Raw genomic sequence first — 24,161 nt, 5'->3', positions numbered from 1 at the left:
GAGCTTCGTCATTCGGGTGGGGGGAGTTCGGCGGTCTTGAGGAAGTGGGGGTAGGCGGCTTGGTGCGGCGCGGGGTTCAGGGCTTTGGCGGCGAGCCAGGCGTCGTTGTCGTAGGTGTTCTCGTAAAGGGCGCCGTCGTCGCAGATCAGGGTGGCGATGGCGCCCCGCCGGCCTTCGCGGCGCATTTTCGCGGCCAGGTGGAAAGCGCCCCAGAGGGCGGTCCCGGTGGACGGTCCCGCGCGGAGGCCCGTCACTTCGCGGAGGACGCACATCGCGGCGACGCTCGCGGCGTCGGGGACCGGGATGACCAGGTCCACCAGCGACGGAGTGAAACCGGGCTCCATCCGGGGGCGGCCGATTCCTTCGATGCGGGACGGCATTCCGGTCGCGTAGTCGTCGGCGCCCGACGCCCATCCGGGGAAGTAGGCGGAGTTCTCGGGGTCGGCTATGGCGAGCCGGGTGGCAAGGCCGCGGCGGCGGATCTCGCGGCCGATCGCCGTCGAGGTCGCGCCGCTGCCCGCCCCGACGACCACCCATTCCGGGGTGACGCGGTCGAGGAGGACGCGGCCGACGTCGTCCTCGGCGGCGGAGACGGCCCGGGCGCTGTTGGCGAGGTAGTCGAGGTAGACGCCGCCGCGGTCGTCCGCGTATTGGCGGGCCTCGTCGTAAATGGCGAGCGGGGGATGCACGAGGTGGCAGGTGCCCCCGTGGCTCCGGACGCGCTCGATCTTCTCGGGGGCGGACCGGCGGGGCATGACGGCGACGAACGGGAGGCCGAGCAGGCGCGCGAAGTACGCCTCGGCGACGGCCGCGTTGCCGCCGGTCGCCTCGACGACGGTGGTGCCGCTCCGGATCCGGCCGGTGCGCAGGCCGTGGCGGAACAGCGCGCGCGCCGTCCGGTGCTTCAGGCTCCCAGTCGGGTGGACGGACTCGTCCAGCAGGTGCAGCGTCACGCCCCACTCGGCGGGCAGCGGGAACGCGTGCAGGCGGGGGGGCGGTGCGCGCCGTGCCTCCGCGTCGAGGATCTCGAGCGGGTTCACCGGGCGGCGCGGTCGCGGATGGAGGCGACGGAGACGCCGCCGTCCGGGTGGCGGGCGAGCTTGCCCCGGTTGACCAGGTCCTGGACGCCCTGGCGGGTGATGCCGAGCATGGCGCCGGCGACGGAGCGGCTGACCGAGGCGCGGCCGGGGTGCCCGATCAGCCGCACGACGGCACGCCCGAACGGCGTCCGCCACCAGGACGGGTCCGGGTCGAACGGCTGGACGACCGCCAGCACGCGGGCCGCGGCGGACCGGGCGAGGGACGGGTCGGGGCCGAGGATCTGCGCCGCCCACATCTGCGCGTCCGCGTCGAGGCGGCGGCGCAGCGCCGTGAGCGGCTCGGTGCCGTCCGGGAGCGCGGCGCCGTCGAGCAGCGCGTCGAGCGGGGCGAGGAACCGCGCTTCGATCTCGCCGGCGAGCTGCCGGTAGAGCGCGGTGTGGGTCTCGGTCGACGCGCCGCGCGTCCGTGTCGCGTCCATGGGGCCCTTCCGTGCGGGGTCCGCCCAGTCTCGGCTACTTGCGGGTGAGCGTCAAGTAGCCGGGACCTGGGCGGACGTCCGCCGGTCACCGGGCGGCGGTCGCGGTGACGCGCGCGGTGGCGATCACGTGGGAGCCCATGGTGAAGGACGCCAGCGCCGGGCTCGCGGCGGCGGGGACGCCGGCGTCCGCGACGTCCAGGGCCAGCACGGTGATCTCGTAGCGGTGCGGCCGGTCCCCGACGGACGGGCAGGGGCCCAGGTAGGACGCGGTCCCGGCGTCGTTGACGCCCGCGACGGCACCGGCCGGGACGGACGTCGCCGTGGCGGGCAGGCCGCGCACCGACCAGTGCCAGAAGCCGCTGCCGGTCGGGGCGTCCCGGTCGAACATGGTGACGGCGAAGCTCCGCGTCCCGGCGGGGGCGCCGGACCAGGACAGCCGGGGCGGGACGTTCCCGCCCGTGCAGCCGAACGAGTCGGCGTACGACGCGGCCGGGAACGTCCCGCGGGCCAGGTCGGGGCTGGTCACGCGGAAGCGGCCGGCCTGCTTCGGGATCCCGTCGCGCACCTTGTGGTATCCGAAAGCGGGGGCGGTCTGGGCGGACGCCCCGGTCACGGTGGCGGCGGTGGCGGCGACGGCCAGGGCGGTGCCGGTCAATGCGGTGAAGGTTCGTTTCCTCATGGCCGCAACGATCCCGGCGTCCCGGAGGCCGGTACAGGTCGTCCGCATCCTGGTACGCGGAGTGCCACGCTCACCGCGCCGGGCGTGCGCGATGCTAGGGGGATGACGGCACGACGCGGCGAACTGGCGGCCTTCCTGCGGGCCGCGCGGGAACGGGTCCGCCCGGCGGACGTGGGGCTCCCCGACCTGGGCCGGCGCCGCACGCCCGGTCTGCGCCGCCAGGAGGTCGCCGAGCTCGCGGCCGTGAGCATCGACTGGTACGTCCGGCTGGAGCAGGGGCGGGTCGGGACGCCCGGTTCCGCCGTCCTGGACGGCATCGCGGCCGCGCTGCAGCTGTCCCCGGCCGAGCGCGTCCACCTGCATCTGATCGCGCGCGGTGAGGCGCCGCCGCCTCCGCACGTCCCGGCGCCGCTCAGCGGGAGCCTGCGCGCCGTCCTCGACGGGATGCCGCTGCTGCCCGCCTACGTGATGGACTTCCGGTTCGACATCCTGGCCCGCAACGCGGCGGCGGCCGCGCTGTTCGGCCGGAAGTTCGGCCAGGACGAGATGGACAACACGGCCCGGATGCTGTTCCTGGTGCCGGAGGTCCGCGAGACCAACGTCGACTGGGCGGCGTTCGCCCGCGAGATGGTCGGCAACCTGCGCGTCAACCAGGCCCGGTACCCCGACGACCCGCGGCTGGCCGAGGTGGTCGGGGAGCTGCGCGCGGCGAGCCGCGACTTCGCGGCCTGGTGGGACGACCAGCACGTCCACGAGCGGTCCCGGGGCAGGAAGCGCCTGCGGCACGAGACGGCCGGCCTGATGACGCTCGACTACGACATGCTCGCCGCGCTGGACGGCTCCGACCAGCGGCTCTTCGTCCTCACCCCGGCGGACGAGGCGAGCGAGGGGGTGCTGCGCGGCCTCGTCACAGCGCACGCCACCGCGCTCGCCAGCGCGAGCTGACCGCCCCGTTTCCCTCGCGGAGGCACCGCCCGGCTGCGTCCATCGGTCAGTCGGCGGCCGCCGGTGCTACGTCCAGCACCGCCTTGCCGGCGATGCGCCGGTCCAGCAGTGCTTGGGCCGCCTCGGTGACGCGTTCCCAACCACCACGCCAGTCGACCTCCGGGGAGAGCCTCCCGGCCGCCACGAATCCCAGCAGTGTGGCCAGGTCGGGGCCGACCTCGTGGACGTCGCCGAACGTGCTGATCGTCTTGGCCGGGCCGAGGGAGAACAGCGAGTGCGGCGCGAACACCGCCGGTTCGTCGGATGCCCAGCCGATGCTCTGCACGTCACCGCCCGGGGCGAGGAGTTGCCAGGCCGCGGTCAGCTGTTGCCCGCCGACGGTGTCCAGGATGAGCTCGACCGGCCGGTCGATGCCCTCGAGCCCGACCACGACCTCGTCGGCCCCGAGTTCGCGCAGGCCCTCGCCGCGGGCCACCGACCCTACCGAGGCGATGACGTGCGCACCGCCGAGGGCCGCCAGTTGGACGGCATACCGACCGACCCCGCCGGCCGCACCGGTGATCAGCACCCGCCGGCCCAGGATCGGGCGAGAGCGCAGCGTGCGCAGCGCGCTGAGACCGGCCATCGGCAGTGCGGCGGCGTCGGCCAGGTCGACCTCGGCGGGGACTTGGGCCACCGCGCTGGTCTCCACGACCATCCGCTGGGCCCATGCTCCGGCGCCGAACGCCGCCACTCTGGCGCCTGCGGCCGGTCCGGTGCCGTCCGCTGCGGCGCTGACGACGACACCGGCGGCGTCGTAACCGTGCACCGTTCCGGCTGGAAGCCGTCCGGCGAACGCCACCTCGCCGCGGTTGAGCGAAATGTGCCGCACATCGAGCACCAACTGGTCGGGCGCGGGGTGCGGTTCGGCGGCCGTCCCGAGACGCAGGGAGCCGGGAGCGTCGGGGTCGACGACGAGCGCGGGCATGTCCATCAGAGTCTCCTCCGTTGGCGGCTTCATCCGGACTGATGGTCCGGTTAGCGTACGGTAGCATATCCGGACCGATAGTCCGTCTCAGTGGGAGCACCGATGGCCCAACAGCGCGCCGAACGCGCCGACGCGGCCCGCAACCGCCGCGCTGTGCTCCAGGCGACCGAGCGGCTTCTGGCCGAAGGCGGCGGGGAGCATGTTTCGCTCGATCGCGTTGCCGCTCTCGCCGGGGTTGGGAAGGGCACCGTTTTCCGTCGCTTCGGCAACCGCGCCGGACTGTTGCAGGCACTGCTAGAGGAACGGTCCCGCGAGCTACGTGACGCGATCAGGAACGGACCGCCGCCTCTGGGGCCCGGAGCACCCGCCCGGAAACGGCTGCTCGCCTTCCTCGACGAACTCGGTGCGATCGCCGAAGGCAACGCCGTCCTGTTGACCGCACACGAGCAAGCCTGCGCCGAGGACAAGTACGACGATCCCAGCTACCGGTTCTGGCACCGCCATCTCAGCACGCTGTTCGCGGAAGCGCGCCCCGACCTCGACGCGGACTTCCTGGCTCATGGGGTGCTCGCCGTCTTCGACGGCGACCTGATCCGACTGGTGACACCGCCCGACGACCCCCGCCGTTTCACCCGCTCGATCCAGCGGATGGCCATGGCGCTGCTCGGTGGCGATGATCGGCAGGGAGAGATCGATCGACCGGCCGGGTCCTGATCGTCGGTCCGGCCGCCGGCTGAGGTAGTGGTGCGGGAGGGGCGCCGCATCGGCTCCTCCATGCTCACGCGGCCCTACGGCACCGGCGCACCAGGACATTTGTCCCGGTCGAACCTGCGAGGAACGGCTCTGCCGCCGGTACCGCCCCGCGCGGCACGATCGGGTCGTCAGCAGGACAGGGCACCCGAAGGAGCGGACATGCAAGCCACCTCCACCCGCCGGCGGGCCGCCGCCGAGCCCGTCCAGGCCGTCCGGCCCGCCCGGCCGGACGGGTTGGACGCGGTCAGGCCGCTGCCGGTCTGGTTCTTCGCCTTCGAGGGCGTGCTGGGCGCGGCGTCCGACATCTGCCACGTATGGCACTCGGCGTGGATGGCCGTCGTCGCGATCGCGGCGGTGAACGCCGTCGTCGGCCTGACGGTGCTGCGCCGCCGGATCAAGCTGGTCAAGGCGATGCTGAAGAACGGCCGCACCCGTCTGATCGCGTTCGGGCTGATCGCGCTGCGGGCCGGGCTGCACCTCGTCCTCGGCGTGGCCGGCGCGGACGTGACCGGCACCGCCGCGCACCTCGCGTTCGCCGCGGGCATGGCCGCCGCGACCGTGGGGCTGCTCTGGTTCGACCAGCGCGTCACGTTCCGCGCCCTCGGCCTCGCCGCCCGCTGACGCCGCGGCGGGGTCAGGTCCGCCGCGGTGCGGCCAGCGCGACCTCGACGGAACCGCGCGTCCCCCAGTCGCCGACCCTGCGGCACGTGCACATCGCGTAAAGGTACAGCGGCCGCAGGACGAACAGCCGCCACAGCGCGATCAGCGGCGTGCAGGCGAACAGCGCCGCGCGCGCCCACGCCGGCTCGTCGCTGCGCCGGACGACGAAGATCCGCAGGGCCGACAGGTAGCTCAGGACGATCCCCACCTGCACGCCCGAGGACGCCACCGGGCCGAGGTGCGCCCGGTAGTAGGGGTCGAGGAGCAGGACCGGCGGCAGCAGCAGCGCCAGCACCAGGTGCAGGTACTCGCTCACCGTCATCCAGAACACGGCGCCGGTCACCGGCATGTACCGCAGCCACCACAGGTGCCGGACGGTGGTCCCGCGCATCCAGCGGAGCTGCTGCTTCAGGTAGTGGTCCAGCCGTTGCGGGACCAGCGTGAACGCGATCGCGCTGGGCTGGTGGACGGTGTCGCCGTCCAGCAGCGCATAGAAGGTGAGCATCGAGTCGTCGTTCATCTGCATCGGCCGGCCGGCGAACCGCTCGTGCTCGTACACGCCCGCGGCGCGGCGCACGACGTCGCCCCGGTAGAACGCCAGCGTCCCGGAGTTGATGGTCACCCGCCGCAGCACCGACTGGGCGCTGCGCACGCCGCGCGTGAACGGCAGGTACAGCACGCACGTCATGCGGGTCAGCAGGCTCGCCGTCCGGTTGAGGACGAGGACGTGCCCGCCCACCGACTGCACGCGCGGGTCCGCGAACGGCAGCAGGCCCTCCCGGACGGCGTGCCGGTCCAGGACGGAGTCGCTGTCGAGCGTGACGAAGACGTCGGCGCCGTCCCCGGCCAGGGCGTGCATCTGCGCGAACCGCTTGCCCCGGTTGGGGGTGTACTCCCAGGACGTGCCGATCCCGAGCGCGGACGCGGCCGCCTCGAAGTCGCGGCGCACGTCGTCGAAGGCGACGGGCTCGCCGGCGGCGTCGGCGGATCCGTCGTTGACGACCCGGACGCGGTCCACCCGCCGGCTCTGCTCCAGCACCGAGCGCAGGCAGGCGCGCAACGCGGCCGGGTCCTCGTTGTAGACGGGCACCTGGACGGTCACCGTCAGCTCGTCGAGGGCGTCCCGCTGCTCCTCGGACGCCTTGAACGGCCGCTCCAGCCAGGAGACCGGGAGCCACCACAGGGCGAGGAACGACACGCCCCAGGCCACGCAGGTCGCCCCAAGCGGGGTCCGGAAGGTGGTGACGCTGGCGACGAGATGGCTCACCGCCCAAGCGGCGAACCCGGCCAGCGGCAGCGCCGCCAGCGCGATCCGGGTCCGTGACGGCGCGTACCGCGCCCGCGGCGACCGGAACTCAGTGTTCAAGCGGCCCGCGCCCGCGCCGGAACCCGAATCTCACGAGCACCGCGCCGACCAGCACCAGGCCGAGGCCGACCGCGGCGAGCCAGACATGGCCCATCGCGAATCCGGTGTAGGCGAGCGTTCCGCCGGTGGCGGCCGATCCGTACGGCATGGGGTCCCCTCCCGCGACGATCATTGCTTCCTTCCCGCCTACCCGGCCGTGTTCAAATGATCATCCGCGGCCGGCAAAGCCTCCGCCGCCCGGACCGGGAAGCGCGCGGCGGCGGCGGGGGACGCCATGACGGCGATGACGAACGCGGTGGTCAGGATGGAGCAGAGGCCGAGGGCGGCGATGCCCGGGGACGGGTGGTTGACGAACGGCCCGGTGACGAGCAGGAGGAACGCCTCGTACCCGGCGGCCCAGCCGCGCGTGCTCGCGCGCCGGCCGCGGAACGCGGCGGCCAGCGCGACCACCGCGACCGCGAGCGCGAACGGGTAGACGGCCAGGAACATCATCGCGGCGCCCACCCGGGCCTCGGCGCCGGTCGCCCTCTCCCCGTACGCGACCATCGCCGTCCCGGCGGCGACGAGCAGCGCCGCCTGCGCCCACAGGACGGCGCGGGCCGCGGTGACCAGGCGGCGGCCGAGGGCGGGGCCGGGGAGGGAGGCGCGTTCGCTCATGCCCGCCACGATGCCGCACCGGCCCGTCCGTGCGCATGGGCGCGGATACTCAGTTACCGGCGAGTAGTGGCCCGTGGGCGGGGCGTCAGGAACCGAGGATCTCCGCGAGCACGGCCGCCTGGCTGTGCTCGACGTCCTTGGTGGCGGTGAGCAGCGTCAGCGGGCCCGGGTCGGCGTCGCCGCGCAGCCGGTCGAGGGCCGCGGCGCGCTCGGGGTCCTCCAGCTCGGCGCCGTAGCGCCGCCGGAACTCCTCGAACCTCTCCACGTCGTGCCCGTACCACTTGCGCAGCTCGGTCGACGGAGCGACGTCCTTCTCCCACCGGGTGAGGCGGGCCTCCTCCTTCGACAGGCCGCGCGGCCACACGCGGTCCACCAGGACCCGCTCCCCGTCCCCGTCGGCGGCGCCGTCGTAGACTCGGCGCACCCTCACATCACGTCCCATGAGCCCGTCCTACCCCGTCACCGGCGGCCGAGAGCCGGGAACGTCGGACCGCGTTCGCGCCCCGAGCCCGGCCCCGCCCGGGAGGCGGCCTGACCAAGGCCGAGCGGGGTCAGTCGAAGTGGAAGGCGTGGTGCTCGGCGGCGGTGCGGCGGGCGAACTCGCCGGCCAGCGCGCGGCCGAGGACGTCGTCGTCGGGACGGTGCCGCTCCAGGTACTCCAGGGCCTCGGCGAGCTCGGCCGCGGTGAGGCGGCGGAGCGGCTTGCCGGTCCAGGGCGGCGGCGGGACGTTCGGCCGGCCGGGACGCGGGGCGGGCGGACGGGCGCTCACGGAATGCGGGCCTTTCGGTTGCGACCGCGCGGCGGCCGGTGCGGAATGGTCGGTTCGAATAGGATCGGCGGGTGCATTGGTGGAGCCAGCAAGCGTGCGACGCGGCGGCGGAGGCGCAGGCCGCGGACCCGTCGCCGGCGAATCTCATGGCGGCCGCGCAGGTGCAGGCGATGATCTCGATGGCGGAGGCGCTGCACCGCATCGCCGCGGTTCTGGAAGAGCAGGGCGAAACGGCGCCGGCGGCCGCCCGGGCGAAATAGCGCGGGCAATGAAATACCGGTGTGCCCCGTGGCGGGGCACACCGGTTCTCACAGAGCGTCAGACATCGCTGAGCGATTTGCGTTCGATCCGGCCGTTCGCGTGCGGCGCGAGCCGGGAGGTCTTGCCGAGCGGCGGGCGGGGCGGCGGGACCGACGCGGGCTCGGCCGGCGGGTCCGGTTCGGCCGCGACCGGGGCGAGCCGCTCGTCCTCGGCGGCGTCCGGCTCCTCGTGCGGGCGGTCGCGCAGCCGGCGGGCCGCCTGCCGCAGCGCGCGCTCGCCGACCAGCCGGGTCAGCTCCAGGCCCCAGCAGTCCAGCTTGTCGGCGTCGGTCAGGTCGTCGCGGGCGCTGAGCTCGGCGGCGAGGCCGCCGAGGCGCTGCGCCTCGGCCAGGTCGAACTCGCGCAGCAGGTGGCAGCAGAGCTCGGCGAGCGCGGCGTGGTCGCGCTCGAACGACAGGTCCGCGAGGTCGTTGTGGGAGAGCCGGCTGAGGGCGCGCTTGCGCTCCAGCTCGCCGTCGGCGATCCGCAGGATCCCGTTGAGCAGCGCGATCGGCCCGGTGCCCGGCGACACCGTCTGCGCCGGGGCGAACGACATGCGCAGGAGGGCGGCGGAGCCGAGCCCGGCGGCGATCACGTGGACGACCAGCAGCGCGGTCGGCGGCATCGTGTAGGGCAGCCCGAACCGCCACCCGGCGGCGGTGACGGCGATCAGCGCGACCACGGACGCGCCGGTGTTGACGAGGGCGAACAGCAGGCCGCCCGGCGACAGCAGCGCCGCCACGGGCTTGTCGCGGTAGCGGGCGACGAGTTCGGCGACTCCGATCGCGCCGCCGATCAGGGCGGCGAGGAACATCTCGATGATCATGACCTTCGTCTCTATGCGCTGCGGGCGTTCATGCGGCCGAACGGGTGCTCCTCGGACCGGCCGCCGGGGCGGGACGGGACGGGGGCGGGGCGCTGCCGGGCGGCGAGTTCGGTCCGCTCGACCTCAAGGAAGACCAGCAGCCATTCCGCGGGACCCGCCGCGAGGCCGCTGTGGGGGCGCAGGCCCTGCTCCCGCGCGGAGAGAAAGGTGAGCAGCCATCCGGTGGGGCCGGCGGCGGTGGAGGTTCGAATTCGGGAATCCATGCCGGAGACCATTTCGCAGCGTGCCGCGGAAGTCGACCTCCGACGCGTCAAGTTTTTCGCGCGCGATCAAGGAAAAAGGGTCATCGCGACAGTCCGCCGGAACCGTCCCATCGGCCTCATCGATCTTCTCGCCATTGCCGGTGATCCGGTTCCTTTTGACCGGCGCGGGGATTCCTTTGCCAAGAATTCCGGTTGGCGGGGGCCGGGAAGATCGCCTTTTCCGGCGCGCGCCGCCGTGGCCGCGCCGGACGCCGCCCGAGGCCCGCCGGGCCGCCCGGCCGGTCAGGCGGCGGGGGTCAGGTCCTCGTCGCGGGAGACCAGCGCGGTGTAGAGGCCGCCCGCCGCGAGCAGCTCGGCGTGGGTGCCGCGCTCGGCGACGCGCCCGTGGTCGAGGACGACGATCTGGTCCGCGTCCCGGACGGTCGAGAGCCGGTGCGCGATGGTGATGGTGGTGCGCCCCTCGGCGAGCGCGTCGATGGCCTGCTGGACGGCGTGCTCGGTCTGGGTGTCGAGCGCGCTGGTCGCCTCGTCCAGGACGAGGATCGGCGGGTTGCGCAGGATCGTCCGGGCGATGGCGAGGCGCTGCTTCTCGCCGCCGGAGAACCGGTAGCCGCGCTCGCCGACGACGGTGTCGTAGCCGTCGGGCAGGCCGCTGATGTGGTCGTGGATCTGCGCGGCGCGGGCGGCGGCGTGCAGCTCGGCGTCGGTCGCGTCGGGCTTGGCGAACCGCAGGTTGTCGGCGACGGACGCGTGGAACAGGTACGTCTCCTGGGAGACGACGCCGACGGCGGCGGACAGGTCGGCGAACGACAGGTCCCGGACGTCCACGCCGTCGATGGTGACGCGCCCGGACGTGGCGTCGTAGAGCCGCGGCACCAGGTAGCTGAGGGTGGTCTTGCCGGAGCCGGTCTCGCCGACGACGGCGAGGGACGAGCCGGCGGGGACGTCCAGGTCGATGCCGGTGAGCGCGGTGGAGTCCGCGTCGTAGGCGAAGCCGACGTCCTCGAAGCGGACGTGGCCGCGGGCCCGGGGCAGCGGGCGCGGCGCCGCGGGCTCCTCCAGGCCGGGTTCCAGGTCGAGGTACTCGAAGATCCGCCGGAACAGCGACATGGAGCTCTGCACGTCCACCGCGGTCTGGAGCAGCTGGACGGTCGGCCGGAACAGGCTGGTCTGCAGGGTGGTGAACGCGACGAGGGTGCCGATCGACACGAGCGGGTGGCCCCGCGAGACGGTGAGCCCTGCGGCCCAGTAGGTGAGCGCGGGCATCGCCGACATGACGATCTGGATCGTGGACTGCCGCCACCGTCCGGCCATGCTCGCGCGGATCTCCAGGTCGGCGAGGTCGCGGGACTCGCCGGCGAACCGGTCGGTGAGCGCGGGCGAGCGGCCCATGGTGCGGCCGAGCAGGATGCCGCTGACCGACAGCGACTCCTCCACGATCGCCGACATCGCCGCGAGCTGCCGCTGCCGCCGGGAGGTGATCCGGCGGCGCTCGTTGCCGACGCGGCGGCTGATCCACACGAAGAACGGCAGCGTGACCATCGTGACGAGGGTGAGCCGCCAGTCCAGCGCGAGCATCGCGATGGCGGTCGCGGTCACGGCGGTGAAGTTGGAGACGAGCGAGGTCACGGTGGTGGTGACCGTGGACTGCATGCCGCCGATGTCGTTGGCGATCCGGGACTGCACCTCGCCGGTGCGGGTCCGGGTGAAGAACGCCAGCGGCATCCGCTGCAGGTGCGCGTAGACGGCGGTGCGCAGGTCGTGCATGACGCGCTGCCCGACGCCGGTGGAGATGTAGGTCTGCAGGACGGAGAACACGCTGGTCGCGACCGAGATCGCGATCATGCCGAGGGCGAGCAGGGACAGCAGCCCGGTGCGGCCCTGCGGCAGCGCGACGTCCAGGATGTGGCGCAGCATGAACGGCGAGGCCAGCGAGACGAGCGCGGACAGGCCGACGAGCAGCGCGACGCCGGCCAGCCGGGCGCGGTACGGGACGAACAGGCGCAGGATGCGTGCGCGGTCGGAACGCGCGGTCCCGGCGGCGGGCTCGGTGGCGGCCTTCGCGGCGGTGTCGGTGGCGGGGTTCGCGGTGAGGTTCGTGGTGGGGTCCTTCGCCATGGGCGGCTCCTTCCGGGGGACGACCCTCAACGTAACTGAGGTTAGCTCATAATTATTTCCGCACAACTATGAGCTAGGCTCGGATGCATGGAGAACGATCTGGCCGACCTGTTCCTGAAGGCGGCCAAGCGGATACGCCGGCACCAGGTGGAGCGGCTCGCGCCGCTCGGCCTCACCCCCGCCCAGTCGCGCGCGCTCCGGGTGATCGTCGGCACCGACGGCCCGCTGCGGATGACCGACCTCGCCCGGCGCCTCGACATCGTCCCCCGCTCCGCGACCACGCTGGTGGACGCCCTGGAGGAGGACGGCCTCGTCACCCGCGAGCCCGACCCGGCCAACCGCCGGTCCCTGCTCGTCCGCCCGACGGACGAGGGCCGCGCGGTCCGCGCGCGCATCGCCGGCACCCGCCGCGAGGCCGCCCGCGAGGTGCTCTCCCCGCTGTCGGACGCCCAGCGCGAAACCCTCCGCGAACTCCTCACGGTCGTCGACGCCGCCGCCGATCCGGCCCGGAGACTGTCAGGGCGCTGACAATCGCGGCGGCCGGATCCCTCTCGGTCCTGCCTAGCGCCGCGGGACCGGGCGGCGGACGCTGGGAGCCCCAGTGGCATCGGGGGTCGCGAGTTCCAGGAGGGTGTCTTGAGCCGGTCCGCCCGTCCCGCCGCCGCGGAGTTCCCGCTCTCCCGGGTGCCCGCCTGCATCGCCGAGCCGCTGCGGCCGTACCTGGAGGCCGCCGCGACCGAGATGGTCGGCGAGATCCAGGGGCTCGTCCCCGAGTACGCGCGCCCGCCGGACAGCCGCTACGGGCGCCGGATGCGGTGGGCCGTCGAGCAGACGGTCCACCAGTTCGTGGACTCGATAGGCCGTCCCGACATGGACTGGGCCGCGGTCACCGGCATCTTCGAGGGCATCGGCGCGTACGAGGCGCGCACGGGCCGCGGCCTCGACGGGCTCCAGACCGCGATCCGGGTCGGCGGGCAGGTCGCGTGCCGCCGGTTCATCAAGGACGCGCGGCGGCTCGGCTGGTCGCTGGACGTCCTCGGGACGATCACCGAGGCGCTGTTCGTGTTCCTGGAGCGGATCGCCTGCGCGGCCGGGCAGGGGTACGCGCGGGCGCAGGGCGAGCTGGCGGGCGAGCGGGAGCGGTTCCGGCGGCGGCTGCGCGACCTGCTGGTCATGGACCCGCCGGCCAGCGACGAGGCGATCGGGGAGCTGGCCGGGGACGCCGGCTGGCAGGTGCCGCGCACGCTCGCGGTCGTCGCGTTCCGCCCGGCGCCCGGCGGGCCCGCCCCGGTGCTGCCGCCCGCGTTCCTCGCCGACTGGGACGCCGCGGACCCCTACCTGATCTGCCCGGACCCGGACGGCCCCGGCCGGGACCGGCTGCCCGCGGCAGTGCGGGGGACGCGGGCGGCGGCGATCGGGCCGACCGTCCCGCCGGCGCGGGCCGCGCTGTCGCTGCGCTGGGCCCGGCGCGGCCTCGCGCTGATCGAGCGCGGCGTCCTGCCGGGCAAGGAGCCGCTGCGCTGCCTGGACCACCTGCCGACGCTGGTCGCGGCGCAGAGCGAGGAGCTGCTGGACGTGGCGCTCGGCGCCCGGCTCGGGCCGCTGATGGCGCTGGCGCCGCACCGCAGGGACGCGCTGTCGCGGACGCTGCTGACCTACATGGAGTGCCGCGACAACGCGGTGGCGGCGGCGGAGCGGCTCCTCGTGCACGAGCAGACCGTCCGGTACCGGATCCGGCGGCTGGAGGAGACCGTCGGCGGCGCCATGCTGGACCCGGACCGGCGGATCGAGCTGCTGCTCCTGCTGCACCACCTCGTCCGCCTCGACTCCGGGGACCGGCGGCTGTCCCCCGCGTGAAACGGGGAACGGTGGCGGCGCCCCCGGGTCTCGCGCGGGGGCGCCGCCACCGTCCCGGGCGAGGTCAGCCGTTGGGGCAGGTGTCCAGGTACTTCGCGATGGCGCCGTCCGGCTTCGGCGCCGGGCACAGGAACTGGTCGTAGCGGGCGTCGTTGTCGACGAACCGCTTCATCCACGCGATGGAGTACTTCGCGATGGTGGTGTTCGGCGACACGAAGGTCATGTGGCCGGCGTTCTTCAGCAGCAGGTACGCCTTTTCCGGCGCCGTCTTGACGTTGTTGTAGTACGACTCCGCCATCGACGACGCGGGCGCGATGAAGTCGTTGTCCGCGCCCATGATGAGGGTCGGGGTCCTGATGTTCGGGAAGCTGTAATTGGTGTCCCACGGCGCGAGCGGGATGTCGGCCTTGAGGGACGGCCGCTTGTTGGCGGCCTCCAGCGTCCCGCCGCCGCCCATCGAGTGGCCCATGACGGCGGTGCGGGTCGCGTCGATGCGGTTCTTGACGCCGCTCTTGCCGGTCAGCCAGTCAAGGGCGGCGAGAAGCTGGTCGCCGCGCGAGGCAGGGACGTCGAGGAGGCTGTTGGTCTCCAGGGTCATGACGACGAAGCCCTGCGACGCCAGCCGGGGCCCGTACCAGGAGATCCACGCCTCCGGGGAGACGAAGCCGGGCGAGACGACGATGGCGCCGAACGTGCCCTGGCTCGTGTCGGTCGGCGCGTAGACGGTGCCCTTGTTGAAGCCGGTGCCGCTGCCCGCCGGGACGGGGATCGTCTCGATGGCGAACGGGCCCTTCTCCGCGGTGATGCTCGCCTCGGTCGGCGCGGGGCCGCGCTGGTACGGATTGTCGGCGGCGCGTCCGACGATGGCGGTGCGTTCGGTGGCCGTGGTGGTCGCGGGTCTCGCCGGGGCCGCGGCGTTCGCGGGCGGAGCCAGCGCCGCACCGGCGGCGAGGACGGACGCGACGGAGAGGAGCCGGACCGAACGGGCGAATGTCCTGTTCATCGGGGGGGCGTGCCCTTCACTAGCCGGAGCCGCGGCGGGTGGGTCTCCGCGGTGCCAGAATTCTGGGCCGCCCTGCCGCCGGGCGCTGCTTAAGCGGCGACGCCTTGAAGCCGGGGCGCTTATAGCGAAGTTATAAACGGAGAGGGGCCACTCCCCCCAGAGTGACCCCTCTCCCCCCGTTCCGCGGGCCGGCCCATACGCGCACTGGGGACGGCCGCTCCCCCCGAAGCGGCTTCGGCGCGGGGCGCCCTGCGGATGAGAAGACGGTAGCGAGCCCCTTGGCCGCCGTTCGACGCTTCAACCCCTCCCGTCGACGAACGGCGCACCGTCTGCGACGAACGGCTCACGCTCCGCAGTGGAGCGTCCTCTTCTCCCGCGCACGGACTCCGGCCGCGGACGATCGGTTCGGGCGCGGGCCGAGGTGTAAGCGAGTTGTAATCGGCCCGTCCTACCGTGGCCGCGTGGAGATCGACCGCGACGGGCCGCACGGGGGTGGGCCCGCTGCGGCGCGGGCCGATCGCGGTGTGGCCGGTGGCGGTGTGGCCCGTGGCGGTGTGGCCCGTGGCGGCGCCGGCCGGTGGCGCGCGATCACCACAGCAGGTGCGCGGCCGTCCCGTCCTCGGTCGGGACGCCGAGCGCGTCGAAGATCTCCAGCGCCTCGCGGCGCGGGTCCGCCCCGCCGCCGGCGTCCCCGCCCGTCACCTGATCGCCCGCCGCCTGTTCATCCGTCACCTGTTCACCCGCCGCCTGATCGCCGGACACCTGAAGGAGGGCGCCCAGCAGGAAGAGGCATTTGGCCCGCCAGAGCGGCACCGACACCTCGGTGGCCAGCTTCAGGGCGCGTTCGAGCAGCCGCCTCGCCGCGGCGAGGTCACCGCGGTCCCAGTAGAGGTCGCCGAGCACGTACATGATGCGCGCGCACATCAGCGGGTCGGCGCGCTCCTCGGCGAGCCGCAGCGCCAGCCGCAGCGACTGCTCGGCCTCCGCCGTACGGCCGAGCGCGAAGGCGGTGCAGCCGAGGCCGTGCGCGGCGTACATGCCGACGAGCCGGCTGCCCGCCGCGGTGCCCGCCTCGTGGATGTGCTCGAACAGCGGCCGGGCCTCGCCGGGACGGCCGAGCGCGAGCAGCGCCTGCCCGATCCAGTACACCGCCTGGAGCTCGACGCCGGTGTAGCGGGCTTGGCGCGCCAGGTCCCGCGCCATGGTGAGCACGCCGAGCGCGTCCTGGGCGGCGCCGCGCTCGTACTGGGCGCAGCCGATCACCAGGACGGCGTGCGACTCGCCCGCGACGTCGCCGACGCGCCGGAACAGCTCGCGGGCCCGGCGGCCGTCGGCCTCGGCGTCGCCGAACCGGCCCGTCATCCGGTGCACGGTCGCGAGCTGGCGGAGCGAGAGGGCGGTGCCGTGCGGGTTCCCCGTCTCCTCGAACAGCCGCAGCGCCTCCCGGACGGACCGCAGCGCCCGGTCGTAGTCGCGGCGCGCGCACGCCAGGTCCGTCGTGCGCTCCAGCAGCGCCGCCTCGCCGCGCAGGTCGCCCGCCGCCCGGACGACGGGCAGCGCGTCCGCGATGACCTGCTGCCAGTCGTCGGTGTAGTGCGCGGGCTGGAACAGGATGGCCGACCGGACCGCGATCTCCCAGGCCAGCCCTTCCTCACCGAGCCGGGCGGCCTGCCGCACGGCGGTGGTGAGCCCGAACCGCTCGGCCTCGAACCAGTCGGGGGCGTGCGCCAGCGTGTTCCGCACGATCGCCTCGTCCAGCGGGTACCGGACGGCCGGGCCCGCCGCCAGGGCGTCGCCGCCGCCGGTGACCAGCTCGACGACCCGGTCGGTGAGCGCCAGCAGGCCGCCGAGGGCGCGGCGCAGCGCGGCGGTGCGCGTCTCCGGCCCGTCCTCGTCGTGGCACAGCTCGCGGGCGTGGTCGCGGACGAGGTCATGGAACCGGTAGCGGACGGCGCCGGGCACCGCGGACCGGCCCTGTTCGTCGAGGAGCTCGGCCTCGGGGAGCTGAGCATCGAGGAGCTGGGCGTCCAGCAGCTGCGCGTCGACGAGCGTCTCCAGCAGCTCGGCGACCTCGGCGGGCGGCCGGTCCAGCAGCGCGGCCGCGGTCCAGCAGGCGAAGTCGGGCGCGTCGAGCAGGCCGAGCAGCCGGTACAGCCGCCGCGCGTCCGCGCCGAGGCCCTGGTAGCTGAGGTGCAGGGTGGTGCGGACGCTGAGGCCGCGCTGCGTCAGCTCGTCCAGCCGGCCCTGCTCGCGCATCCGGCGGACGAACCCGGCGATGCTCCAGTGCGCCTTCGCGGCGAGGCGGGCGCCGGCGACGCGCAGCGCGAGCGGCAGGTGGCCGCACATCCGGGCGAGCTCGGCGGCGGACTCCGGCTCCGCCGCGATCCGGTCCGCGCCGACGATGCGCACGAGCAGGTCGACGGCCTGCGCGGGGGTCAGCACGTCCAGCTCGATGAGCCGGGCGCCGGGCAGCGCGGTGAGCCGGGTGCGGCTGGTGATGACGGCGCGGGACAGCCGGCCGCCGGGCAGCAGCGGCTCGACCTGAGTCTCGTCGGCGGCGTTGTCGAGCACGACGAGGATGCGCCGGTCGGCGAGGATGCTGCGGTACAGCGCGGCGCGCTCGCCCGGGTTCTCCGGGACGGCGGCGGCGTTGACGCCGAGCGCGCGCAGGAAACGGCCGAGCACCTCGGCGGGGTCGGCGGGATCGCGTTCGGCGCCGCGCAGGTCCACGAAGAGCTGGCCGTCGGGGAAGGCGTCGCGGGTGCGGTGCGCGATGTGCACGGCGAGGGCCGTCTTGCCGATCCCGCCCATCCCGGCGACGGCCGACACCGAGACGGGCTCGTCGCCGTCCCCGGCGGACAGCAGCGCGAGCATGCTGTCGATCTGGTCGCCGCGCCCGGTGAAGTCGGGCACGGCGGGCGGGAGCTGGCTCGGCCGCTCCGGGCGGAAGCGGTCACCGCCGTCCTTCTCGCCGCCGTCCCTGTCGCCGCCGTCCCTGTCGGCGTCGCCCTCCCGGTCGGTGCCGGCGTCCCTACCGCCGCCGTCCCTCGGTTCGGCGCGGCCCGGCGCGGCGGCGTTCGAGGCGGCGGAGGCCGGACCGGCGGCGGTCTCCTGGCGCAGCACGCGGACGTGGACGCCGCGCAGCTCGGGCCCCGGGTCGACGCCGAGCTGGTCGAGCAGCCGGACCCGCGCCTCCTCGTACGCCTCCAGCGCCTCGGCCTGCCGCCCGCACGACGCGAGCACCTCGATCCAGACCGTGAGCAGCTGCTCGTCGAGCGGGTGGGCGCGCACCAGCGGGCTCAGGTGCGGCAGCGCGCGCTCGGGCGCACCCGCCGCGAGGACCGTCCGGGCGTGCTCCATCGTCGCCTCGACCCGCTCGCGTTCCAGCCTGTCGACGGCGGCCTGGTCGACGGAGTCGGGCGACACGTCCTCCAGCGCGCGGCCCCGCCACAGCCCGAGCGCGCGCTCCAGCGCGCCCGCTCGCCGGTCGGGGGGCAGCATGCCCGCGTCGGCGACCGCGCGCCGGAACACCGCCGCGTCGATGTCGGCGTCCGGCAGCTCCAGCGCGTACCCGTTGGTGGTGCGGACGACCTCGACGCCCGGCCCCGCGGCCTCGGTGAGCCAGCGGCGCAGCCGGTAGACGGCGACGGCCAGCGTGGAGTCGGAGATGACGGTCTCGCGGGCGCCCCACAGCAGCGACTTGAGCGTGTCGTCGCCGAGGCCGGACAGCCCGGCGAGCCCGGCGAGGGCGAGCGCGCCGAGCAGCGCGCGGGCGATCCCGGAGCTGGGCAGCGTGCGGCGGCCGGCCCGTTCCACGCCGACCCGGCCGAGCAGGACGATCCGGACGTGCTCCCGGTCCCGCTCGGACCCGCGCTCGGTGCGCTCGCCCGCCACTGCCGACGTCCTTTCCCGTGCTATGCGACCTCCACCATTTGATCAAAATCACACCGGGTCCGGTGCCGGTATTTCTGCACGGTCGCGCGAAAAGAAGTGGCGCCGCCGTCCCGCCGCGCGGGTCGCGGGGAGGATGGGACAGGATGGTCACCGAGCGCGAAGGGAGATCGGATGGCGGGACGGGTGCGGCCGATCACGCTGGTCGGGACGCCGGTCCTGCACCGGGCGTGCCGGCCGGTGCAGGAGTTCGACGCGGCGCTGGCGGAGCTGGCCGACGACATGTTCGCCAGCATGTACGCGGCGGAGGGCGTGGGCCTCGCCGGCAACCAGATCGGCGTCGACCTGCGGATCTTCGTCTACGACTGCCCGGACGAGGACGGCGAGCGGCACAAGGGGACGGTCGTGAACCCGGTGCTGGAGCTGCCGGACCTCGCGGACCGTCGGCTCGACGACGACGAGGAGGGGTGCCTGTCGGTGCCGGGGCCGCACGCGCGCGTCGCCCGTCCCGACCGCGCCACCGTGCGCGGCTTCGACGTCAAGGGGAACCCGGTGACGGTCGAGGGGACGGGCCTGCTCGCGCGCTGCCTGCAGCACGAGACCGACCATCTCGAAGGCAAGGTCTACATCGACCGCCTGTCGGCCCGCGCGCGCAAGAAGGTCCTCAAGGAGTACGAGGCGCTGCGCGCCGCCGCCGAGGCGGAGTGAGCCGGGCGGAGCAGGCCGGGCCGGGCGGGGTCAGGGTGCCCAGACGGGCAGGTGGAGCGCCGACGGGTGGTCCGCGCCGCGCAGCACCTCGATCCGGACGCGGCGCGACGCGACGGCCCGCCCGGCGGGCTCGCCGCGCCCGTGGTTGCGGGCGAAGCGCGGGAACGCGCCGCCCGCGAGCATGACGCGCAGCCGGTGCCCGCGCCGGAACCGGTAGCCGGTCGGGTGCATCTCGATCTCCGCCCGGACGGTCTCGCCCGGCGCGGCGTCGATGCGGAGCATGCCGTCGGTGACGTTGCGGGAGGCGCCGTCCGGGCCGACGTCGCAGAGCCGGACGAACAGGTCGGCGTGCCCGGTGTCCGTCCGGACGTGGAACGCCGCCGACACCGGGCCGATCAGGTCGAGGCGGCGGTCGAGGCGGGCGCCGGTCAGCACGGCGACGTCGCCGCGCGCCTCGATCCGCCCGTTGTCGCGCTGCCCGCCCCGTCCGGGCGACAGCAGCGGCCCGCCGGTGGACGGCGTCGGGTCGAGCGGGTCGTAGGTGAACGCCGCCGGGTCGAGCGGGCCGGACGGCTCGTCCCAGGTCAGGCCGTGGGAGAGGTACAGCGGCGTCGGCGTGGTCTCCGGCGGGGGCCACTGCTGGAAGTCGAGCCAGCGGCCGGCCTTCTGCAGGTAGAGCCGGACGGGTGCGCGCCGCAGTTCCGCCGCGTCCCCGTTCAGGTGCGCGTTCAGCCAGGAGACCTGGTCGGCGAGGACGGCGCGCAGCGCCCTGGCGTCGTGCCCCCAGGGGCCGATGGTGATGCGGACCTGCCGTCCGGCGGCGTGCAGGGCGGCGAAGTCGCGGAGCTGGCCGCGCAGGAACAGGTCCCACCAGCCCGTCACCATGCTCGCGGGCGACGTGGTCGCGGCGACGCCCGCGCTGTGGTCCGTCTCCCGCCAGAACGCGATGTTCTCGGCGTTGCCGGTGACCTCGCGTAGGAACGACTCGGCCCGCCCTATCGCGGCGATGTCGGACTCGCCGACCGGGAGGTGCCGCATGGCGTGCCTGACGCGCCGGTTGTGCAGCGGGCGCTTCCGAGCGTCGCGCGTCCCCATCAGCGACGACCACACCAGCGTGTTGTGCAGGGCGAGCGCGCCGCCCGGGTAGAACGAGCTGACGAACTCGGACGCGGTGATGCCGAGCCCCATCGCCTCCAGGGGCGGGTCGGCGTACGGCGCGATCGCCCATTGCGTGTAGCCGAGGTAGCTCGCGCCGGCGGTCGCGACGCGCCCGTCGCACCACGGCTGGGCCCGCACCCACGCCAGCGTCGCGAGGCCGTCGTCCCGCTCGTCGTGGAACGCGTGGAACTCGCCGCCCGACCCGTGTATCCCACGTACATTCTGTATGACGACCTGGAAGCCGCGCCGCGCGAGGACCCCGGCGAACAGCCGGACGAGCGCCTGCCGCTTGCCGTACGGGGTCCGGACGAGCACGGCGGGCAGCGGCCCCGCGCCGCGCGGACGGTACAGATCGGCGACCAGCACCACGCCGTCCGGCATGGGAACCCGCAGGTCGCGGGCGATGCCGACGTCCACCGCCACGGCATCGGCCCCGGGCGGCCCGAGGAGACGGTCGGCCAGCCGGCCCGCCATCGACATGCGCAACCTCCGAGGAAGGGGAACCCTCACCGTCCCATGCCCCCCGTGGGGGCGGGGTCAGAGGGCGGCGAGGCGTTCGTACTCTTCCAGGACGCGCGCGAACTCGCCGGTCGGCAGCTCGCAGGCGTGGCCGTCCAGCCAGAGGTGCTCCAGCCGGACCGTCCGGACGTCCAGCCGCAGGTGGCAGGCGTTCCCCGTGTGCTCCCAGCCGGGACGCGCCGCGCGGACGACGTCGAGGTGGTGCCGGTGGCACTGCACGTCGTGCAGGAGGAACGCCGTCAGGACGTGCGGCGCGCCGCTCACCGCGCGGGCGGTCCCGGCGGCGCGCGAGGCCGCCCCCTCCAGGTCCACGCCCGATTCGACCAGTTCGGGGAAGAACACCCGGACGTGCTGCGCGACGCCCTCCGCCTCCATCGGCGCGCACGGCAGCCGCACCACCGCGTCCGGGTCGACGTAGCCGTGCACGGGGACGCCCGCGACGAACGACGCCCAGGCGCCCGGCACTGACGCGAGGAACCGGGCGCGGGTCAGCGCGTCCCGCAGGTCCGGGACCAGCCGGTCCGCGTCGATGCCGCGCGGCATGAAGGTCTTGGTGCCGCCGCGCAGCCGCCCGCCCGCCTCGTCCAGCACGGCGAGGTCGGCCCAGCACGCGCCCGAGCCGGTGCCAAGGACGCCGTGCGGGAGGCAGGCGTCGGGGTGCGGGGTGAGGCCGGCGACGTCCTCCAGCGTGGCGCGGGGCGTCCGGACCAGCGCCCAGCCGCGCGTCCGGCGGGACGTCCCGCCGAGCGCGAGCACCGCCGCCACGGGCTCGTCGCGGCCGGGCGCGGCGGCGCGGTGCGCCCGGTGCGAGTCCGCGTGCGCCTGCCGGAACACCGCGACGACCTGCCGGAACGTCTCGCCGTCCAGGCACAGGTAGGCGCCGCCCTCGCCCTCGATGGTGGCGAGGCCGTCCGCGACGCCGACCCGGAACACCCGTCCCGGCCAGGTCACGGCGGCGCCCGGACGGCCGAGCTCGGCGAGCATCCAGTCCAGCCCGAGGACGAACTCGGCGTCGCCGAGCAGCCCGGCGAGGGGCTCGTTGCCCGGCGCCGGGAGGCACGCGACCTCGCCCGGCCCGTCGACGCGGAACGCGACGGGCAGCTCCCGGTCCGGGACGAAGCGCTCCGTGCCGGACTGGAGCACGCCTTCGAGCATCTGCCGGTGCCGCACCGCCCCGACCTGCTCCAGGTACTCCTCCAGGCAGCGCAGCAGGACGCCCGGGTCGAGGTCGCAGGACGACCAGCCGCCGACGTCGCGCAGGTGCACGACCGCGCCGTCGTAGTCGAGCCGGTGGAAGCGGTACAGCTCCTGCCAGGGGTCGGGCCCGCCGGGTCCGGCCGGCCCGGCGCTCAGCCGGCCCTTGGCGCGGAGGATCGCGGCGACGTCCTCGCCCAGGTCGTTGAGCAGGAAGTCGCGCAGCGGGGCGTGCGCGGGGTCGGTCTCGACCGCGACGCGCACGCCGTCACCACGGATCCGCACCGGAAGCGCCATCGCCATTCGCGTGATTATGCCGATAAGCGAAGATCATCACCGGTATGGCGGAATGTTCGGTCCCGATTCGGGACCGGCGCCGCGCCCGGAGCGCCCCTGGAGCAGCCCTGGAGCGGCCCCGGAGCAGCCCTAGAGCGGCTCGTCGGCCATGTACGGCGGGGCCGGCTCGTACTGGATGTAGCGGCGCACCGTGCGCGCGTGGTCGCGCCCATGGATGCGGCCGATCAGCCACAACGCCATGTCGATACCGGCCGACACGCCTTGGCTCGTGACCAGGTCGCCGTCCACGACGTAGCGCGCGTCCCGGACGACCGTCACGTCACCGCGCGCCTCCAGCTTGTCCTCGGACGCCCAGTGCGTCGCGACCCGGCGTCCCCTCGCGACGCCCGCCTCGTGCAGGAGGAACGAGCCGGTGCACACGCTCGCCACCCAGTCGGCCCGCTCGGCGGTCTTCGCGATCCAGCCCGTCAGCGCCGCGTTGCCGATCTGCGTCACGCGGGCGCCCCTGCCGCCCGGCACCAGCAGGACGTCCAGCTCCGGATGGTCGTCGAACGTGCAGTCCGGCACGACCCTCATGCCCTTCGCGCAGCGCACCGGCCCGGGCCGCTCCGCGACCAGGACCGCCCTGTCGCCCTTGTCGCGCTGCGCGGCCGACGCGGTGAACACCTCCCACGGCCCCACGAAGTCCAGCTCCTCGGCGTCCTCGAACACCAGCAGCCCGTAGGTCGTCATGCGTACTCCTTCGTCCCTCGGAATCGGTCCCGGTAGTCGGACGGCGCCACGCCGACCCGCCGGTGGAACGCGCGCCGCAGCGTCTCGCCCGTGCCGAACCCGAGCCGCCGCGCCAGCGTCTCCACCGGCTCGTCGCCCTCGGCCAGCGCCCGCCGCGCCGCCTCGATCCGCACCCGCTCCACGTACACCGACGGCGGCACCCCCATCTCGGCGGTGAACCGGCGCTGCAGGTGCCGCGGGCTCAGCCCCGAGCATTCGGCCAGGTCGGCGATGCTGTGCCGGGCGCCCGGATCGGTCTGCACGGCCGTCACCGCGACCCGGATCGGGTCGGACGCCGGCTGCGCCGACCACAGCGGGACGCTGAACTGCGACTGGCTGCCCGGCCGCCGCAGGAACATCACCAGCTCCCGCGCGACCGCGTGCGCGGCCTCCCGCCCGTGGTCGTCCTCGACGAGCGCGAGCGCGAGGTCCATGCCCGCGGTGACGCCCGCGGACGTCCAGATCCGCCCGTCCCGGACGAAGATCGGGTCGCAGTCGACGCGCAGCGCCGGGTACTCGGCCCTGAGCTGCGCCTCGCGGCCCCAGTGGCTCGTGACGCGCCGCCCGTCGAGCAGGCCGGCCTCGGCGAGCAGGATGACCCCGCTGCACACGGCCGCGACCCGCCGGGCGTCCCGCGCCGCGTCCGTCACCCAGCGGACCAGCGCCGGGTCCTCGCGGGCGCGGTCGACGCCGGCCCCGCCCGCCACCAGCACCGTGTCGAACCCCTCCGGCGGGAGATCGCCGATGCCGCGGGAGGCGACGACGGGCAGCCCGCTGCTGGACGTCACCGGTCCCGCCTGCGGCCCCACGACCAGGCACTCGTACCGCCCGGTCGCCTGCAGGACCTCGAACGGACCGGTGAGGTCCAGCCCCTGGAACCCGTCATAGATCACGAACGCGACGCGCATGGCTCCAGGCTGCGGCCCGGCCCGCCATGGCGT

The 24,161-nt window shown here is 74.6% G+C and carries 25 protein-coding genes; 7 read left to right on the top strand and 18 right to left on the bottom strand.

Features of this window, described 5'->3' with window-relative positions; all coding sequences use genetic code 11:
• Positions 1-8: 8 nt before the first annotated feature.
• The 3 genes from ABT299_RS16510 to ABT299_RS16500 form a co-directional block, all read right to left on the bottom strand.
• Positions 9-1,040: a PLP-dependent cysteine synthase family protein gene (locus tag ABT299_RS16510; protein ID WP_500251276.1), complete on the bottom strand. Its 1,032-nt coding sequence runs from the start codon at positions 1,038-1,040 to the stop codon at positions 9-11.
• Complete coding sequence (locus ABT299_RS16505; protein ID WP_500251275.1) at positions 1,037-1,519, bottom strand: hypothetical protein; 483 nt, start codon at positions 1,517-1,519, stop codon at positions 1,037-1,039. The genes ABT299_RS16510 and ABT299_RS16505 overlap by 4 nt, the downstream gene beginning before the upstream one ends.
• Positions 1,520-1,604: 85 nt before the next feature.
• Positions 1,605-2,198, bottom strand: a complete 594-nt coding sequence (locus tag ABT299_RS16500) for a YbhB/YbcL family Raf kinase inhibitor-like protein (protein ID WP_500251274.1) — start codon at positions 2,196-2,198, stop codon at positions 1,605-1,607.
• 102 nt (positions 2,199-2,300) lie between these two features.
• Between ABT299_RS16500 and ABT299_RS16495 the strand changes: the two genes are divergently transcribed.
• Positions 2,301-3,143: a helix-turn-helix transcriptional regulator gene (locus ABT299_RS16495; RefSeq protein WP_500251273.1), complete on the top strand. Its 843-nt coding sequence runs from the start codon at positions 2,301-2,303 to the stop codon at positions 3,141-3,143.
• A 46-nt stretch (positions 3,144-3,189) separates the two neighbouring features.
• On the opposite strand, the gene ABT299_RS16490 is transcribed toward ABT299_RS16495, so the two are convergent.
• On the bottom strand, positions 3,190-4,116 hold the full coding sequence (locus ABT299_RS16490) for a zinc-binding dehydrogenase (protein ID WP_500251272.1): 927 nt from the start codon (positions 4,114-4,116) through the stop codon (positions 3,190-3,192).
• Between the two features lie 96 nt (positions 4,117-4,212).
• On the opposite strand from ABT299_RS16490, the gene ABT299_RS16485 reads away from it, so the two are divergent.
• Together ABT299_RS16485 and ABT299_RS16480 are read left to right on the top strand one after the other, a co-directional pair.
• On the top strand, positions 4,213-4,824 hold the full coding sequence (locus ABT299_RS16485; protein ID WP_500251271.1) for a TetR/AcrR family transcriptional regulator: 612 nt from the start codon (positions 4,213-4,215) through the stop codon (positions 4,822-4,824).
• A 198-nt stretch (positions 4,825-5,022) separates the two neighbouring features.
• The gene (locus ABT299_RS16480; RefSeq protein ID WP_500251270.1) at positions 5,023-5,484 is read left to right on the top strand and encodes a hypothetical protein; all 462 of its coding nucleotides are present in this window, start codon (positions 5,023-5,025) and stop codon (positions 5,482-5,484) included.
• A gap of 13 nt (positions 5,485-5,497) precedes the next feature.
• Here ABT299_RS16480 and ABT299_RS16475 read toward each other — a convergent pair whose 3' ends face one another.
• The 5 genes from ABT299_RS16475 to ABT299_RS16455 form a co-directional block, all read right to left on the bottom strand.
• Complete coding sequence (locus ABT299_RS16475; protein WP_500251269.1) at positions 5,498-6,889, bottom strand: glycosyltransferase; 1,392 nt, start codon at positions 6,887-6,889, stop codon at positions 5,498-5,500.
• On the bottom strand, positions 6,879-7,037 hold the full coding sequence (locus ABT299_RS16470; protein ID WP_190855761.1) for an LPXTG cell wall anchor domain-containing protein: 159 nt from the start codon (positions 7,035-7,037) through the stop codon (positions 6,879-6,881). The genes ABT299_RS16475 and ABT299_RS16470 overlap by 11 nt, the downstream gene beginning before the upstream one ends.
• A 38-nt stretch (positions 7,038-7,075) precedes the next feature.
• Positions 7,076-7,546, bottom strand: coding sequence for a hypothetical protein (locus ABT299_RS16465; protein WP_500251268.1), 471 nt, complete (start codon positions 7,544-7,546; stop codon positions 7,076-7,078).
• An 85-nt stretch (positions 7,547-7,631) separates the two neighbouring features.
• Positions 7,632-7,976, bottom strand: coding sequence for a DUF488 domain-containing protein (locus ABT299_RS16460; RefSeq protein WP_500251267.1), 345 nt, complete (start codon positions 7,974-7,976; stop codon positions 7,632-7,634).
• 121 nt (positions 7,977-8,097) lie between these two features.
• The gene (locus ABT299_RS16455) at positions 8,098-8,316 is read right to left on the bottom strand and encodes a hypothetical protein (RefSeq protein ID WP_190855771.1); all 219 of its coding nucleotides are present in this window, start codon (positions 8,314-8,316) and stop codon (positions 8,098-8,100) included.
• A gap of 71 nt (positions 8,317-8,387) precedes the next feature.
• Between ABT299_RS16455 and ABT299_RS16450 the strand changes: the two genes are divergently transcribed.
• Positions 8,388-8,576 (top strand): hypothetical protein, encoded by a 189-nt coding sequence (locus tag ABT299_RS16450; protein ID WP_190855774.1) that lies wholly within the window; start codon positions 8,388-8,390, stop codon positions 8,574-8,576.
• Positions 8,577-8,634: 58 nt separating this feature from the next.
• Here the strand turns inward: ABT299_RS16450 and ABT299_RS16445 are convergent, their stop codons facing one another.
• The 3 genes from ABT299_RS16445 to ABT299_RS16435 all read right to left on the bottom strand — a co-directional run bounded on the left by ABT299_RS16445 (position 8,635) and on the right by ABT299_RS16435 (position 11,822).
• The gene (locus ABT299_RS16445; RefSeq protein WP_500251266.1) at positions 8,635-9,441 is read right to left on the bottom strand and encodes a hypothetical protein; all 807 of its coding nucleotides are present in this window, start codon (positions 9,439-9,441) and stop codon (positions 8,635-8,637) included.
• A gap of 11 nt (positions 9,442-9,452) precedes the next feature.
• A complete protein-coding gene (locus tag ABT299_RS16440) occupies positions 9,453-9,704 on the bottom strand; it encodes a hypothetical protein (protein ID WP_190855778.1) in 252 nt (83 codons plus the stop codon).
• Between the two features lie 282 nt (positions 9,705-9,986).
• Positions 9,987-11,822, bottom strand: a complete 1,836-nt coding sequence (locus ABT299_RS16435; protein WP_500251265.1) for an ABC transporter ATP-binding protein — start codon at positions 11,820-11,822, stop codon at positions 9,987-9,989.
• Between the two features lie 87 nt (positions 11,823-11,909).
• On the opposite strand from ABT299_RS16435, the gene ABT299_RS16430 reads away from it, so the two are divergent.
• Positions 11,910-12,350 carry a MarR family winged helix-turn-helix transcriptional regulator gene (locus ABT299_RS16430; protein WP_387024078.1) on the top strand — a complete coding sequence of 147 codons (441 nt, stop codon included), beginning with the start codon at positions 11,910-11,912 and terminating at the stop codon, positions 12,348-12,350.
• Between the two features lie 108 nt (positions 12,351-12,458).
• A complete protein-coding gene (locus ABT299_RS16425) occupies positions 12,459-13,679 on the top strand; it encodes a PucR-like N-terminal domain-containing protein (protein ID WP_500251264.1) in 1,221 nt (406 codons plus the stop codon).
• Between the two features lie 64 nt (positions 13,680-13,743).
• Here the strand turns inward: ABT299_RS16425 and ABT299_RS16420 are convergent, their stop codons facing one another.
• Positions 13,744-14,682: a dienelactone hydrolase family protein gene (locus ABT299_RS16420; RefSeq protein WP_500251263.1), complete on the bottom strand. Its 939-nt coding sequence runs from the start codon at positions 14,680-14,682 to the stop codon at positions 13,744-13,746.
• A 588-nt stretch (positions 14,683-15,270) separates the two neighbouring features.
• Positions 15,271-18,576 (bottom strand): AfsR/SARP family transcriptional regulator, encoded by a 3,306-nt coding sequence (locus ABT299_RS16415; RefSeq protein WP_500251262.1) that lies wholly within the window; start codon positions 18,574-18,576, stop codon positions 15,271-15,273.
• A gap of 171 nt (positions 18,577-18,747) precedes the next feature.
• Between ABT299_RS16415 and def the strand changes: the two genes are divergently transcribed.
• Positions 18,748-19,281 (top strand): peptide deformylase, encoded by a 534-nt coding sequence (gene def, locus ABT299_RS16410; RefSeq protein ID WP_190855792.1) that lies wholly within the window; start codon positions 18,748-18,750, stop codon positions 19,279-19,281.
• Positions 19,282-19,311: 30 nt separating this feature from the next.
• Here def and ABT299_RS16405 read toward each other — a convergent pair whose 3' ends face one another.
• From ABT299_RS16405 to ABT299_RS16390, 4 genes are all read right to left on the bottom strand, one after another.
• Positions 19,312-20,919, bottom strand: coding sequence for a CocE/NonD family hydrolase (locus tag ABT299_RS16405; protein WP_500251261.1), 1,608 nt, complete (start codon positions 20,917-20,919; stop codon positions 19,312-19,314).
• Between the two features lie 57 nt (positions 20,920-20,976).
• The gene (locus tag ABT299_RS16400) at positions 20,977-22,455 is read right to left on the bottom strand and encodes a hypothetical protein (protein ID WP_500251260.1); all 1,479 of its coding nucleotides are present in this window, start codon (positions 22,453-22,455) and stop codon (positions 20,977-20,979) included.
• Between the two features lie 123 nt (positions 22,456-22,578).
• Positions 22,579-23,181, bottom strand: coding sequence for a DJ-1/PfpI family protein (locus ABT299_RS16395; protein WP_190855799.1), 603 nt, complete (start codon positions 23,179-23,181; stop codon positions 22,579-22,581).
• Positions 23,178-24,128, bottom strand: a complete 951-nt coding sequence (locus ABT299_RS16390) for a GlxA family transcriptional regulator (RefSeq protein WP_500251259.1) — start codon at positions 24,126-24,128, stop codon at positions 23,178-23,180. The genes ABT299_RS16395 and ABT299_RS16390 overlap by 4 nt, the downstream gene beginning before the upstream one ends.
• Positions 24,129-24,161: the final 33 nt, after the last annotated feature.

It is taken from the genome of Spirillospora sp. NPDC000708 (assembly GCF_040299565.1).
Classification (GTDB): domain Bacteria; phylum Actinomycetota; class Actinomycetes; order Streptosporangiales; family Streptosporangiaceae; genus Spirillospora.
Note: the sequence above shows the minus strand (reverse complement) of the source record. Positions and strands in the feature narration are given on the sequence as shown.

Excerpts from the sequence above, each read along its gene's own strand:
- ABT299_RS16435 (WP_500251265.1), bottom strand. The coding sequence starts at position 11,822 with ATGGCGAAGGACCCCACCACGAACCTCACCGCGAACCCCGCCACCGAC.
- ABT299_RS16445 (WP_500251266.1), bottom strand. The coding sequence starts at position 9,441 with ATGATCATCGAGATGTTCCTCGCCGCCCTGATCGGCGGCGCGATCGGA.
- ABT299_RS16470 (WP_190855761.1), bottom strand. The coding sequence starts at position 7,037 with ATGCCGTACGGATCGGCCGCCACCGGCGGAACGCTCGCCTACACCGGA.
- ABT299_RS16485 (WP_500251271.1), top strand. The coding sequence starts at position 4,213 with ATGGCCCAACAGCGCGCCGAACGCGCCGACGCGGCCCGCAACCGCCGC.
- def (WP_190855792.1), top strand. The coding sequence starts at position 18,748 with ATGGCGGGACGGGTGCGGCCGATCACGCTGGTCGGGACGCCGGTCCTG.
- ABT299_RS16505 (WP_500251275.1), bottom strand. The coding sequence starts at position 1,519 with ATGGACGCGACACGGACGCGCGGCGCGTCGACCGAGACCCACACCGCG.
- ABT299_RS16420 (WP_500251263.1), bottom strand. The coding sequence starts at position 14,682 with ATGAACAGGACATTCGCCCGTTCGGTCCGGCTCCTCTCCGTCGCGTCC.
- ABT299_RS16390 (WP_500251259.1), bottom strand. The coding sequence starts at position 24,128 with ATGCGCGTCGCGTTCGTGATCTATGACGGGTTCCAGGGGCTGGACCTC.
- ABT299_RS16430 (WP_387024078.1), top strand. The coding sequence starts at position 11,910 with ATGGAGAACGATCTGGCCGACCTGTTCCTGAAGGCGGCCAAGCGGATA.
- ABT299_RS16400 (WP_500251260.1), bottom strand. The coding sequence starts at position 22,455 with ATGGCGATGGCGCTTCCGGTGCGGATCCGTGGTGACGGCGTGCGCGTC.
- ABT299_RS16490 (WP_500251272.1), bottom strand. The coding sequence starts at position 4,116 with ATGGACATGCCCGCGCTCGTCGTCGACCCCGACGCTCCCGGCTCCCTG.
- ABT299_RS16395 (WP_190855799.1), bottom strand. The coding sequence starts at position 23,181 with ATGACGACCTACGGGCTGCTGGTGTTCGAGGACGCCGAGGAGCTGGAC.
- ABT299_RS16480 (WP_500251270.1), top strand. The coding sequence starts at position 5,023 with ATGCAAGCCACCTCCACCCGCCGGCGGGCCGCCGCCGAGCCCGTCCAG.
- ABT299_RS16500 (WP_500251274.1), bottom strand. The coding sequence starts at position 2,198 with ATGAGGAAACGAACCTTCACCGCATTGACCGGCACCGCCCTGGCCGTC.
- ABT299_RS16440 (WP_190855778.1), bottom strand. The coding sequence starts at position 9,704 with ATGGATTCCCGAATTCGAACCTCCACCGCCGCCGGCCCCACCGGATGG.
- ABT299_RS16495 (WP_500251273.1), top strand. The coding sequence starts at position 2,301 with ATGACGGCACGACGCGGCGAACTGGCGGCCTTCCTGCGGGCCGCGCGG.
- ABT299_RS16405 (WP_500251261.1), bottom strand. The coding sequence starts at position 20,919 with ATGTCGATGGCGGGCCGGCTGGCCGACCGTCTCCTCGGGCCGCCCGGG.
- ABT299_RS16465 (WP_500251268.1), bottom strand. The coding sequence starts at position 7,546 with ATGAGCGAACGCGCCTCCCTCCCCGGCCCCGCCCTCGGCCGCCGCCTG.